The 12,890-nt window shown below is 59.4% G+C and carries 14 protein-coding genes; 3 read left to right on the top strand and 11 right to left on the bottom strand.

The genetic code is table 11. From position 1 onward, the window contains the following. Positions 1-47: 47 nt before the first annotated feature. Complete coding sequence (locus OHL22_RS17725) at positions 48-662, top strand: cupin (RefSeq protein ID WP_263340262.1); 615 nt, start codon at positions 48-50, stop codon at positions 660-662. Between the two features lie 11 nt (positions 663-673). On the opposite strand, the gene OHL22_RS17720 is transcribed toward OHL22_RS17725, so the two are convergent. From OHL22_RS17720 to OHL22_RS17690, 7 genes are all read right to left on the bottom strand, one after another. After that, positions 674-1,813 carry a hypothetical protein gene (locus OHL22_RS17720; protein WP_263340259.1) on the bottom strand — a complete coding sequence of 380 codons (1,140 nt, stop codon included), beginning with the start codon at positions 1,811-1,813 and terminating at the stop codon, positions 674-676. Between the two features lie 62 nt (positions 1,814-1,875). Continuing rightward, complete coding sequence (locus tag OHL22_RS17715) at positions 1,876-2,394, bottom strand: hypothetical protein (protein ID WP_263340255.1); 519 nt, start codon at positions 2,392-2,394, stop codon at positions 1,876-1,878. Further along, positions 2,391-2,720 (bottom strand): PadR family transcriptional regulator, encoded by a 330-nt coding sequence (locus OHL22_RS17710; protein ID WP_263340253.1) that lies wholly within the window; start codon positions 2,718-2,720, stop codon positions 2,391-2,393. Before OHL22_RS17710 ends, OHL22_RS17715 begins: the two co-directional genes overlap by 4 nt. An 11-nt stretch (positions 2,721-2,731) precedes the next feature. Beyond that, on the bottom strand, positions 2,732-4,087 hold the full coding sequence (locus tag OHL22_RS17705; RefSeq protein WP_263340250.1) for a methyltransferase family protein: 1,356 nt from the start codon (positions 4,085-4,087) through the stop codon (positions 2,732-2,734). Next, positions 4,084-4,983: a hypothetical protein gene (locus OHL22_RS17700; protein ID WP_263340247.1), complete on the bottom strand. Its 900-nt coding sequence runs from the start codon at positions 4,981-4,983 to the stop codon at positions 4,084-4,086. The genes OHL22_RS17705 and OHL22_RS17700 overlap by 4 nt, the downstream gene beginning before the upstream one ends. Positions 4,984-5,042: 59 nt before the next feature. Further along, the gene (locus OHL22_RS17695) at positions 5,043-5,741 is read right to left on the bottom strand and encodes a TetR/AcrR family transcriptional regulator (protein ID WP_263340244.1); all 699 of its coding nucleotides are present in this window, start codon (positions 5,739-5,741) and stop codon (positions 5,043-5,045) included. Between the two features lie 145 nt (positions 5,742-5,886). Further along, the gene (locus OHL22_RS17690; protein ID WP_263340242.1) at positions 5,887-8,361 is read right to left on the bottom strand and encodes an ABC transporter permease; all 2,475 of its coding nucleotides are present in this window, start codon (positions 8,359-8,361) and stop codon (positions 5,887-5,889) included. A 94-nt stretch (positions 8,362-8,455) separates the two neighbouring features. Between OHL22_RS17690 and OHL22_RS17685 the strand changes: the two genes are divergently transcribed. After that, entirely contained in the window at positions 8,456-9,469 is a 1,014-nt protein-coding gene (locus OHL22_RS17685) for a carbohydrate kinase family protein (protein ID WP_263340239.1), read from the top strand. Here OHL22_RS17685 and OHL22_RS17680 read toward each other — a convergent pair. From OHL22_RS17680 to OHL22_RS17665, 4 genes are all read right to left on the bottom strand, one after another. Beyond that, the gene (locus tag OHL22_RS17680) at positions 9,437-10,285 is read right to left on the bottom strand and encodes a DUF4145 domain-containing protein (protein ID WP_263340236.1); all 849 of its coding nucleotides are present in this window, start codon (positions 10,283-10,285) and stop codon (positions 9,437-9,439) included. The two genes, OHL22_RS17685 and OHL22_RS17680, sit on opposite strands and share 33 nt — an antisense overlap. A gap of 289 nt (positions 10,286-10,574) precedes the next feature. Further along, the gene (locus OHL22_RS17675; protein ID WP_263340233.1) at positions 10,575-10,985 is read right to left on the bottom strand and encodes a RidA family protein; all 411 of its coding nucleotides are present in this window, start codon (positions 10,983-10,985) and stop codon (positions 10,575-10,577) included. A gap of 93 nt (positions 10,986-11,078) precedes the next feature. Next, entirely contained in the window at positions 11,079-11,483 is a 405-nt protein-coding gene (locus OHL22_RS17670; RefSeq protein ID WP_263340230.1) for a hypothetical protein, read from the bottom strand. Beyond that, complete coding sequence (locus OHL22_RS17665) at positions 11,480-12,217, bottom strand: RNA polymerase sigma factor (protein ID WP_263340227.1); 738 nt, start codon at positions 12,215-12,217, stop codon at positions 11,480-11,482. Before OHL22_RS17665 ends, OHL22_RS17670 begins: the two co-directional genes overlap by 4 nt. Before the next feature lie 190 nt (positions 12,218-12,407). Here OHL22_RS17665 and OHL22_RS17660 point away from each other — a divergent pair, with 190 nt between their 5' ends. Then, a complete protein-coding gene (locus tag OHL22_RS17660) occupies positions 12,408-12,863 on the top strand; it encodes a hypothetical protein (RefSeq protein WP_263340224.1) in 456 nt (151 codons plus the stop codon). Positions 12,864-12,890: the final 27 nt, after the last annotated feature.

Genomic DNA, 12,890 nt, shown 5'->3' with positions numbered 1-12,890 from the left:
GGCTTTTCGCCGTCTCTGAGGTAGTTAGAGGAAGTTGAGGATGAGCTATGAGCCGGGATGAGAATGGGCGCGCGAAGTTGAGAATGGATCGGCGAAAGTTTGGGGCGGCGCTGGCAGTATTGGGGGTTGGGATGGGAACGGAGATGTTTGCGTCGACGGGCGAACCGGAAGTGCTGCAGTTGAAACGCAATGGATGGATGCCGAACAACGAGCGACTGCCTGTTTTGCTGTATCGCGGGGCGTTTGCGGTGAAGGGTGATGTGGCGGCGGAGATGGAGCGCGTGTTTGAGCAGAATGAATGGCCTCCGCAGTGGAGGAATGGGGTGTACCCGTTTCACCACTACCACTCGACGGCACATGAGGTGTTGGGGTTTGCCGCGGGATGGGGGCGGATCATGCTAGGCGGCGAGGGCGGGCATGAGGTGCGGGTGAATGCCGGAGATGTGGCGCTGTTGCCTACAGGTACCGGACATTGCCGGGTTGAGGCGAGCGAGGATTTTCTGGTGGTGGGGGCGTATCCCGAGGGGGAACACTGGGATATCTGCCGGTCGGCGCCGGATGAGGCGGCTGTGGAGCGGATGAGGCGGGTGAAGTTTCCAGCTTCGGACCCGGTACATGGAGCAAATGGGCCGCTGGTACGGCATTGGATGGCTAAGGCGTAGACGCGGATTAGCTAGCTGCCGTCTGGCCAGCCGCCGCGGTGAAGGACCATCGGGAAATTGGGCAGAACTGCGGGCGTAAGCGCTTTGGAGCGCCAGCCGCCAAGATAGGGTTTGAGTCCGAGGAAGAGCGGCGAAGAGTGGGCGGTACCGTCGCCTGTGATCTCTCGGAGCTGTTCGCGGAGGGTTTTCAGGGGTTCGCCGAACTTCTGCTCCCATGAGTGTTCGATCTCTCTGAGGCGGTGCGGTTGCTCGTCGCGGAGGGCTCGGCCAAGATCGGTGAGTGTGATGGCGCGGAAACGGCTGCCGGGGGATTCGGGCGCCTCGATTGCCATGCCGCGAGCTTTGAGGAAGGTCATGGCCATGGCTATGGATTCTTTGGAGACTCCGGAGAGTGCGGGCAGATCCTTTAGGCGTAGGCCTTGATCGGGGACGAGACGCAGGATGTTGGCAGCGATGGCCATTGAGACGGGTGAGCCGGTCTCGTAGTCGATGGCGAGGGACAGCAGGGGTTTTGCGAGGAGTGCGGAGAGCGGAAGCTTTTCGGGGTCGATCTTTTGGGCTGAAGCAGTGACGCGTGACTTCTTTGCCGGACGACGGCCTTCGTAGCAGAAGAGGCCGAACTTGAGAATCGGCATGCAGTCGGGTAATGCGGGATCGAACCTGGACACGATGGCGGCGAGGGATTGGCGAAGGCCTGAGTAAAGGTCTGCTCCGAAGCGGTTGCGCCAGCGGTCTTCGATTTCGGCCTGAAGGGGACGCCAGATTTCGATGGCGAGCTGGCCGCCAGGCTTTAGGGTGATGAGCCATTCGGAACGTGGGGGTTTGGGACGCGCATCCGACGGAGCAGGCTGGATGCGGATGTAGCCCCAGCGCACCATACCGGGCAAATTGGCGGGTGTGCGGGCGCGGCGTTCGAGTTCTGCGACGGTGATTGGCCCTTCTTGCAGATGTTGCATGCAGTTGGTCCACATGGCGAGAGAGGCCAGCCATGGAGCGGCCAGCGCACCGGGAGTCCTGCCGTAGAGCGTGGTGGCGTGGGGGAGGCGGTGTTCGGCTTCGTTGTCGAACTCGATGGTGAAGGCGACCAGCGCGTAGGAGAGAAGAGCAGTCAGCGGACGTTCTACAGCGTGGGAACGGTGAGGAACAGCCATCGCCGCCATTATCGATCAGCGAAGTGAGGTGCGCACGCCGAGTGGAAACATCGGCATGAATTTTAACGATGGGCGAAGTGCATGAGGACGTGCGTGGCGAGAGCGACGGCGGTGATGAGGATGCCGGCGGCTACGGGTGTTCGGGTGCGCCAGAGGCGGACGGCAGCAGCGATGAAGATGATCTCCGGCAGGATGACGATGAAGAGGACGTGCGTCCACTCGATGCGGTCCAGGTGAAGCGACGGGACAAGCAAGTTGGTGAAGACGACCAGACCGAATGCAGCGAAAGCAAGGGCTAGTGCGAGGCCCATGCCGGTGAGGACGCCGAGGGTTTTGCGGGTGGTGGAGTTCATGGATTTCTCCTGAGGTGCGGGAAGTTTAAGAAGCCAGGCGCGGAGTGCGCATGCGGATTGACGAAGGATGGCTGCAGCGCTGCCGAGGGACCAGAAGAGCGATTCCCACTCGCCGGGGATGTAGTCGAGTTCGCGCAGCATGGCCTCAGCCCATTCCTCGGAGATGCCGGGAGCGCGGCGAACTACGGCGGCGAGGAGGTTGCGGGCGACGGTGCGGATGCGACTCATCGGATGCGTACTCCGAAGAAGGCGAAGGATTCGGCGGAGATGGTTTTGCTGGTGGAACGGGATGGTTCGGCGAGATGGTTGGCGCGTGCGAATTGGAGCCCTTCAGCGGTGAAGCGATAGATGTGGCGCGGCGGTTTGCCGGGCTCTCCCTGCTCCCAGTCGGTTTCGAGAAGCTGACGCTCGGCGAGCCGCATGAGGATGGGGTAGAGCGTGCCGGACTTGAGGCCGGTCTGACGGCTGATCTCGTAGCCGTATTTCCAGTCGAGCGGCTTGTGGAGCAGGACCTCGATAATTTGCCGGGTCTGAGGGGTGAGACGGAGGTTCATGAAGACAAACTCTACATATGTAGAGTTTGATTGTCAACGACATTTTCCTGACCTGAGGATTTGTCGAGCAAGCCTGGAATATCCGGTCCCACCGTGCAAGCGGCCAACTCCTGTGGGCCAAAACCGCTGGCATCCATGACGAGTTGCACGAACTGCCAAATAAGAGGAAGTCGCAGGGCGGTACCGGCAATTGCCCAAGCGAAGCTTATATGCTCGAGAGCTCGGCCTAGTGCGCGGATTCCCTCTTCAGCGGAGTTTTGATCGGACGGATCGTAACGCAGACGACGGATGGAGCGGAATGGCAAGCTCTCGGCGGGAAGAATCTGGAGACCGATTGGATTTCGAGCTTCGAGCCAATGACGCAGTTCGGTACATGGTCCGCAACTAAATGCGATATAGAGCTTTGCCGGAGCGCCTGCATGATAGGGCCGCCAGCGGGGGAGCCAATCGTGCACTTCGGCGCGATAGTCTTGCCAGGCGCTGCCGAAGCGCTGCCGAAGATCCTGAGCTTCGCTCCATCGAGCGATGCCAATGCTGTAGATCACACAGATGAAAGGCACGAAGAGAAGCCATGGATTCCATAAGAGTAGAGACCAGGCGAGCGCGACGAGAAAGCACGAGAGCTGCATCGGGTTTGCGAAGTAACGGTAGATGCCGCTGACTACAAGCCGTGACGGCGGATCGTAGGGAATGGGAGTGCCATGACCGCGCTGCGCGAATTCCATTACTGCGCCTACGCCGGGAAGAGCAAGCATCGCGATGCATTGCAATGCGATCTGACGCGACCAGCCGCGCATGGAAAGAAGCGGCTGCCACGCTGAGGATGGATGCAGCGCAAAGGCTAACTCCGGCAGGAAGTAAAGGAAGATCAGGCAGGAAAGAATTAGCTGCAGACTGGCGCGCGCGCAGAGATGAGACGTTGAGATAGTCCAACGACCAAGACACAATGCTGGAAGCAACACGAGTAGTACCGCTACTGCTTCTCCGATGAGCCAGTGTGCATGTAGTTGCACCAATGGCCGGCAGGCAGGCATGGCAAGAAGATCAAGAGCCACAAAGCCAAGAACTGTGCCTGCGACAGGCAGCTTCACTGGAACAAACTGTGGGAGCACGCCCCACAACAGGATCCAGCCGAAGTACAGCTCGATCGGCATGCCTGCGAAGGTTATATCTGCTCCCGAAAACGACCACCATTGGGCCACGCCGTTGAGGTGGGCCAGTGCCAGCAGAGTGGGCACCGTCCAGAGTGTGCCCAACAAGCAGCCTATGAAAATACGAGGCTGACTGCGTTGCCGGATGCCTGCAAATAGGCAAAGCATCAATGGAACGTAGATTCCACAGAAGCGAATGATTTCTGTACGTGTCATTGTTTTGCTTCAGTGGGCGTTGCGTTGGATTCGATGAGGTATTCCGCGGCATCACGGACAGCGGCACGCTCCCATGGCGTGAAATACCAGGCCGGATCGAGTTTTCGGTCGAAAGAGATACGCCAGGAAACACTCGTATGCTCTTTGTCCAGTGGGGTCCATCGGACTTCAGAGGAATTCCAACTGATCCATTGGGTGAGCTTTGAGTTGTCACTCACCGTATCGAAGCGAATAAGGCCGGGCTGTGATTCGGCGACGCGCATCATGAGATCTCCTGGAGGATCTCCCTCAGCGCCAGCGAAATGGATGATCCGATATGAGCCGATGGCCGAACCGCTTCCGTAAGCCTGCAGTGGACGGGGAAAGCCGATGCGTAGAAATGCAGGTAGAGGCGTATCTATGCGGGGACTGCTGGAGAGGGCAAGAGCAATCGCGCTGGCGGGTGCATGGATCGTTTCGGTTACTTCCACGGATTGAGTGCGCCTGAATGATAGCTGCGGAGTTACGCCTTCAAAGGCCATGGGGATGAGAATGATCGAGATACAACTCAACTTTGTAAACCGCTTCCTTCGATTGTTTTCTGAGATGACGCCCACGACCGCACCAAGTAGATAGAAGAGTGGTGAGGCAATGAGAATGCAAAGATACCCTTCACCCATCAGCGGGGCTACGATCAGAAGAGCTATCGTAATGCCCTTCATTATTCCACCGGTGATGCTCTTCGCTTTCGGAGTGAGCGCGAGGAGGATCGTCAGTACAGCCGGGATCCCAAGGAACATAAGGGAGCTATGGCCGAGTCTTTCGTGCATCAGCAGACGGTACAGGATAGAACCTGCGCTGAGAGCGATGGCGAGAAAGATGATCGACCATTGTACGGGTGTGAGACTGCGGCTCATGGTTCCAGCTCCTGGTTTATAGCGACGACATGTTCTTCAAGCCCTGCGGTCCGTCGCGCTCAGACCGCGGGGAGAAACTGAGCTGCGCGTAACAACGATGTGATCTTTGCGCGAACGGGCCGGAGTACTGGAAGCTTCGTCAGGGCATAGAGTTTCCAGCTCAGATCCAGTGTTCCGTCGGCTAGTTTTCGAGTGCGTTGCTGATTTGGGGATTCATCGTAGAGAAACATGATGAGAAGTCCCATCTGCAGTGACCAGAGAGCAAGCGGAAGCAGCTCCTGTAGGTCTTTGGGCATGCGTTCGGTCTCGATCGCGCGTTCAAAGATGGCGATGCTCCGCCGGCGAATTGCTTCGGTACCTTTTCCCAGGCAGGAGAGAGGATGCGCGGGCTCGCCGGTGTAACGAAAGACGACGCCGAGCAATTTACGATCGTCTTTCGTCAGATCGAATTTTGTATGCATCGCGGAGGCTACTCGCTTTTTAAAGTCCGAACTTTCAGCGAAGTGTTCCTCGCAGACGCGGTCCTGCTCGTTCTGCACTGCTTCGTAATAGGCCTGAATGATTGCTTCTTTGCTGGGGAAGTAATAGTAAGCCGCGCTCTTGGCGACCTTAGCCTGCTCGGCAACGGCCTGCATGGTGACGTTATCGAAGCCTCTTTCACGAAAGAGCGTGAGTGCCGTTGCATAAATGTGGCGGCGAGTCTGTTCGCCCTTGTCAGTTGATGGATCAGATTTGACCATGGTCAAATATTGCGCCACGTACCATCAAAATTGCAAGATGTTTTTTGAACCTGGTCAATTTTATTTGGAAAGATGCGCTGAATTACTGTTCCACACCCATTATTTGGAACGCCTTTGGTAATGGCGATCAGCTCAGATCGATAGATGGATGTCAGGCTTGACTCTACGTCGAACGCAGGGTGCGGATTGGGTCGGCTTGGGCGGCGCGAAGGGCTGGCAGGAGTGACGCGAGGGCAGCGATGAGGATCATCATGGCTGCGCTGGCAAGATAGATGAGCGGGTCGGTGGCGGTGACTTCGAAGAGGAAGGACTGGACGAATTTTGCGAGTGCCAGCGAGATGAGTATGCCGGTTCCGCAGCCGTAGAGGGCGAGGATGAGGCCGGATTGAAGGATTAGCTGGGCGATGCTGGAGCGTTGGGCTCCAAGAGCCATGCGGATGGCGATCTCGTGTGTGCGCATGGAGACGGCGAAGGAGATGACGACGTAGATGCCGGTGATGGAAAGCAGAAGCGCGGCAAGGGCGAAAGCGCCAACGAGTTCGGTGAGGAAGCGGCGCGGTGCTTCGGTTTTGGAGAGGACGTCATTCATGGGCTGGATGTCATCGAGGGCCAGCAGCGGGTCGACCTCAGCTACGCTGGCGCGAAGGATGCCGGGCATTTGATTAGGAGGAATCGCGGCGCGAAGGATGATGTAGCTGGCGAGGGCGACAGAGCGGGCATCGGTGGCTGATGCGCCGTAGAGGGTCGCGGGCTGGCGGACGGGAAGGTACCACTGGTCGTTGGGTTTCGCGTCGCGCGCGCCGATGCGGGTGTTGCCGACGATGCCGACGACGGTGGCCCAGGGCAGGCCTTTTTTCGGATTGCCGACGTGCATGCGTTTGCCGATGGCGTTCTGGCCCGGCCATGAGTGCTGCGCCATGGACTGGCTGACGATGATGACAGGCGGCGCGTTGGGGCCATCGTCACTGGTGAAGGTGCGCCCCGCGATATGGGGGATGCCGAGAGCCTGGAAGTAGTCCCCGTCGACGGCGGCGAAGGCGGCGAATTTGAGCTTCCATGCTTCTGTGCGTTCGCCCTCAAGCGTGTAGGCGGACATGGCGGAATTGCCTGCGGAAGGAAGCGAATCGGCAATGCCGACAGAGGCAATACCGGGCTTGGAGCTCAAGCGATCGATGAGTTGCCGGTTGAATGTTTCGACGGAGAGGTTGGTGGGATATTGCGTGATAGGCAGGCGGTATCCGGCTACGAGAACGTGTTCGGGTTGAAAGCCGGGATCGATGGCGAGCATTTTCTGGTAGCTGCGCAGGGCCATGCCAGAAGCGGTGAGGAGCAGAAGAGCGATGGCGATTTCAGCGGATGCGAGGACAGAGCGGGTGGAGATGCGCCGCCCACTGGATGAAGCTGTTCCCTGCCCTTCTTTGAGTGCTGCGACGAGGTTGGTGCGCAGAGCCAGGAGAGCCGGGGCGAGACTGCACACGATTCCGGTGAAGAACGTGGTGGCGAGAGCGAAGCCTACGACAACACCATCAATGGAGATGGAGTCGAGGCGAGGCAGGGAGTCTGGCAGAAGACGCGTCACCGTCGGCAGAACCAGGGCTGCGACGGCGAGGCCGAGCAGACCACCTGTAAGACTGAGGAGCAGGCCTTCGAGCAGGGTTTCGCGGAGAATTGCGCCGGGACGAGCGCCGAGGGCTAAGCGTACGGCCTGGTCTCGCTGATTGCGGATGGCGTGGACGAGCATGAGGATGGCGACGTTGACGCAGGCGATGAGCAGGACAACGGCAGCGGCGAAGAAGAGGACGCGCAGTAGTGGACGGGCTTCGCCGGTGACGGCTTCGCTGAGCAGCTTGATGTCTCCGCGGATGTGGATACGGGACATGGAGGCTGGGTAGTTCTGCATGATGACACGGGCGACGCGAGCGGCGTCCTGGGCGGCCTGCTCGACCGTCACGCCGGGTTTCAGACGCGCGATCATCTGGTAGCTGAAGATGCCGGCGTTGGGCTCGGAGAGCTCTTCGGCGGTGAGGCTAAGCGGAACCCAGAGCTGAATCTCGTCTAGGTGACCGCGCTGCAAAGGAAATTCAAAGCCGCGTGGCATGACTCCAATGATGGTGTAGACCTGGCGATTGAGCTGGATGGTCTGGCCGAGGACGTTTGGGTCGCGGTGATAGCGGTTGGTCCAGATCTGGTAGCTGAGAACTACGACGGTGGCGTGGGTGTTCTCTTCCTGATGAGAAAAGACGCGGCCGAGGATGGGCTGGACGCCGAGGGTGGAAAAGATGCTGGCGTTGAGGCGGCCTGCAGAGAGGTATTCCGGAGTCGCGTTACCGGAGAGCTCAAAGTCAGTGGTAGCGAAACCGCCCACGGAAGAAAAGGCTGTGGCGGAGGATGAATAGGCCTGGATGTCGCGGGCCGTGACGCCGATGCCGGGATTTTCGCCGACGTGCTCGCCGAGCTGGACGAGGTTCCCTGAATCGGGGAATGGCAGGGGGCGCAGGAGGATTCCCTGGATGAGCGAGAAGATGGTGGTGCATGCGCCGATGCCGAAGGCGAGCATGAGGATGACGGCTAGAGAAAAGAAGCGGGCTTTGCGGAGACGGCGGAGAGAGTAGCGAAGTTCGCTGAGGAATGGGCCCATGGTGCACCTCGGTTGGGGTGTCCGTGCTGGGATTGAGTTTACGACGCAACATACTAAGGACGAACACCAGCCGCGTGGGATTTATAGTTGAGAGATGACCTACTCGCCGCAGAACGGGCATGGAGACGCTGGGAAGGCTCAGCACAATGGAGCCAATAGCGCGCTCGAAACCGTGGATCTGGTGGGGGTGGGGCTGAATGCTACCGATACGCTGATTCATCTGGAGCGGCTGCCTGAGCGCGGGTCGAAGATGGTGTACACGTCGGAGACGATTTTGCCAGGCGGGCAGGTGGCTTCTACTGTCGTGGCCTGCCAGCACTGGGGTTTGCGCACGCGGTATGTGGGCAAGCTGGGTGACGATGCGGCCGGGGCGCTGCACAAGGATGCGTTTGCGCGCGAGGGCGTGGAGACGCAACTGGTGGTGGTGCCGGACGGGGTGAGTCCGCAATCGCTGATTTTGGTGGATAAGACGGGCGAGCGGACGGTGCTGAACCGCAAAGATGAGCGGCTGGTGCTGCGTCCGGAAGATCTGCGCCGCGAGTGGGTGGTAAAGGCTCGGGCGCTGCATGTGGATGGGCAGGATACGGCTGCGGCGACGCTAGCGGCAACTTGGGCGCACGAGGCTGGGGTTCCGGTAGTGGCGGACCTGGATGTGCGCTTTGAGGGCGTCGAGGATCTGCTGGCCAAGGTGGATTACCTGATCGTGAGCCGTGATTTTCCGCTGCAGATGACGGGTGAAGCCGATCTGGAGACGGCTCTGAAGCGCATGCATACTGCGTATGGCGCGACGTTGACGGCGGCGACGCTGGGTGAAGATGGAGTGCTGGCGTGGGACGGACGGGAGTTCCACTACGCGGCGGCGTATCGCGTGCCGGTGGAGGATACGACGGGCGCGGGAGATATCTTCCATGCCGGGTTTATCTATGGGTTGCTGCGGGAGTGGCCGATGCAGCGGCGGTTGGATTTTGCCTGTGCGGCGGCGGCGCTGAACTGCATGAAGGCCGGTGCGCGCGGTGGGATTGAGTCTGTGGAGGCTATCGAAGAGTTGATGGCTACGGGCGAGCGGTATGAGTCGTCACTGCATGGTGCGCTGCAGACGCGGAACTGAGCTCAATTCCCTTCCAAGAAGCATCTGAAGCGCTTCGCGGGCGTTTTGCAGGCAGGTGCGGGCTTCGTCTTCTGACAATAGACCTTGATGGACGGCTTTCTTGCCGATGTCGTTAACGGCGTTGGCTAGTCGCGGGAAGCGCGGATCGATGCCGGTGGCGTTGAGATTGTTATTGACCTCGTGGAGCAGATTGCCGAGTGTGGGCGCGTTGCGGTAACGGGTGCGGATCTGGCGGTGCATGCTCTCGGGAAGGCGCTGCTTGATGGCTTCTTCAAGCACGGAGCGGCACATGACGGCGCTGGCGGTAAAGAGCGCGAAGAAGTAGCAGCGTGTGGCTTCGTCGAGGTAGCGGTCGGCTTCTTCGGAGGATGGCGTGGAGACGACGCACTCGCGGAGATGCGTGGCGCGTGCGACCGCGGGCTCGACAAGATCGAGGAACTCGGTGGCTACAGCGGCGCGGAGAAGATCGTTGTGGCTTGAGTCGAGAGCGAGTTGGATGGATTTCCATGCTGGCGCTTGATTGTTACCGGCTTGCTGGAGGCGGGTAAGCGACGTGAGACGCTGGCGGGCATGCTGGATGAAGCCTTGCTGCATCTCGCGGGCTAGCTGCTCCCATTGTTCGATGAAGGCGGCGGGATTGAGTTGATAGCGATCCCAGAGCTCTTCGTAGACGACGGTGGGAAGGACAGCGCGCAGATTGGCGAAGCGGCCGGAGCGGGCGAGCTCAGCGATAGAGGTGGCGAATTCGCGCCCTGGAGCGCTGTCGGCGGCCATTTGAAGAAGCAGCGTATTGAGACGCTCGATTTGTATGGCCATCGCTGCTTCCGTACCAAGACTGAGCGTGATGCTCTTATCCGATGCTCGTCTCTGGGTAGTGTAGGGGAGTTTCCGGTGATGTGCGGACCGGAAGACGATGCAGAGGTGCGCTGGCGATGCAGAAGTGGGACGCCGGAATGAGGGGTGCGAAATCAGGACTGCGCGGTTTGTGGAGCGGTCCCGCAAATTTCGGTGGTAGCCATCTGGAGAGAGCCCGCGGCTAAAGCCGCATTCTTCCGACAGGCAATTCAGGGACATGAATGCCCCTGCTCCCTCCCAATCGGCGGGGTTATGAGGGGATGAGGGCGACCAGGTCGATTTCGATGAGGGCGTCTTTGGGAAGACGCGCGACTTCAACCGTGCTGCGGGCGGGAGGTTGGCTGCCACCAGCGGCGAGGTGCTCGGCGTAGATGGCGTTCATGGCAGCGAAGTCGTCAAAGTTTTTGAGAAAGACAGTGGCTTTGAGCACGCTTGCGAAGCTGCTACCCGCGGCTTCAAGAATGGCTTTGAGATTGGCGAAGACCTGCGTGGTCTGGGCCTCGATGCCGCCCTCGACCAGCTGCTGGGTTTCAGGATGAAGGGCGACCTGGCCAGAGGTGAAGAGCAGATTGCCGGAGTGGACAGCCTGCGAGTATGGGCCGATGGCGCGTGGTGCTTCGTTGGTGGCGATGATGGTTCGGGAGTCAGTTTGGGAAGCCAAGGGGGTTCTCGTTGAGCTGGTTGCTCATGAGGGTATTTTAGCTTTGGCAGACGCAGCTTCTATTGCGGAGGCAAGAATTACGCGCGGATAGATTCAGCGGGTTGACCATCCGCCGGCGAGCTTGCTGCACAGGAAAACGCAGAGCCATGCACCAACGAGGGCGAACAGGGCTGGAGCGGCCTGTGTACGCAGAATGACGGCTGGCGTTGCGGTGGATCGCAGCCAGTGCAGCCAATCAGTGGTTAGGGAGGACTGGCTCGTCGCAGTGAAGGTTGTCGAGGCGAGACGATAGAGGCAATAGAGTCCGATGAGCAGCGCGGCGAGGCCGGGTAATGCGTGCTTCCAGGGAAATGGTATGGGCGCGGGTGCGGCGGCCTCGGCTTCGATCTGATCCATGACGGAGGCAGCGAAGCCGGATGTGGGCAGGAGCGTGTCTTCGTTGAGAAGAACCTGGTCGAGCGGGTCAAGCTGCGTGTCGGGCTGCTTGTGCTGGTTCATTTGCGGTCTCCTTTCGAGCCTTCTCTTCCCGTTCGGTGTTCAAACCCACTTGAGAACACTGTAGCGCTGGATGGTTCGGAGGCGAAATCGTCGAGGGATGATCGGAGCTGTGGGAAGCGATGGCGCAGGATGTCGCGTGCGCGGGAAAGGCGGGCTTTCATGGTGCCTTCAGGGATGCCCATGGTGGCGGCAGCGGCGGATAGATCCATCTCATGGAAGTAGAAAAGGATGACGGGCTCGCGGTATTTCTGAGGCAATGCAAGAACGGCGCGGCGGACGGCCTCGTCACGGACATGGCCGTCTAGCTCGGCATCCCGCAGGAAGGGTTGGGCGGGCTCTGGGGCTTTGTCGAGCGGGATGTTGATGGGGGCAATTCGCTTGAGCTCGTTGCGGTAGACGTTGGCGGCTACGGAAAAGAGCCACGTGGAGAAGCTGCCTTCGCGACGCCATTGGGCGAGGCCGCGCCAGGCGCGGATGAAGGCTTCCTGGGCCATCTCTTCGGCACGCGCGCGATCACGGCAGTAACGCCAGGCGAGATTGATAAGAGGCCCTTGCCAGCGGTGGACAATGGCTGAAAAAGCCTGTGTATCACCGGAAAGGATTCGATCCACTAGTGTTGCTTCGGTGGAGCTGTCCCGCTCTGAGCGAGATGAGGAGCCGGACGCGGTTGGCTCTGCCTCTTCACGCGTGAATGCGAAGTGACTGGATGCAACCGCGGTGGGATGAACTTGCAATCGTGATGACTCCTCGGAAGTGCTTGCTCATTAGCGTGGGACAGTGAGCGGCAAAATCCGGTTGCATTCTTTTTTGCATGAGCGGCATGAAGGCTGTCGAGCAGAAAAGTGGCGAGAAAATGCAACCGGCCGAGAGGCCTCCCTGTCGTACCAGGCGAAACCGGGATAGATGCCCGGAGAGGAGGATGCAATGACACACTCTTTGGTGACGCTATTCGACCTGGACCCATTTCGAACGTCCGGCGCCGGCTCGCTGTTCCTGTTTTTGAGCGTACTGATGATCTGCATTTTTACGATGGTCTCTATCGCGATCTGGACCGAGGCGCGGCGCAAAGAGCGGGAAGCCTATTACAAAGCGGAGACGATGCGGCGGCTGGCGGAGAGCTCGAATGATGCAGCGAAATATGCTCTGGAGATGATGCGCGAAGAACAAGTGGCGCAGAGCAGAGACTTTGTGCGCGAAGACCTCAAGCGACGCGAGGGCCTGAAGATTGGTGGATTGGTTAATATCGGCATCGGCATCGGGCTTTTCTTTCTGATGAAAGATGTCGGTGGTCCGCCCATGGTGGGAGCGCTGGTTCTTGGAATTGGAGTAGCGTTGGCGATTTATGGGTTTTTGCTGGCTCCAAGACATGAAGATCGATAACCAGACCACTCGCGCAAACAAAAGTCC

The organism is Acidicapsa dinghuensis, from assembly GCF_025685685.1.
Classification (GTDB): Bacteria; Acidobacteriota; Terriglobia; order Terriglobales; family Acidobacteriaceae; genus Acidicapsa; species Acidicapsa dinghuensis.
Note: the sequence above shows the minus strand (reverse complement) of the source record. Positions and strands in the feature narration are given on the sequence as shown.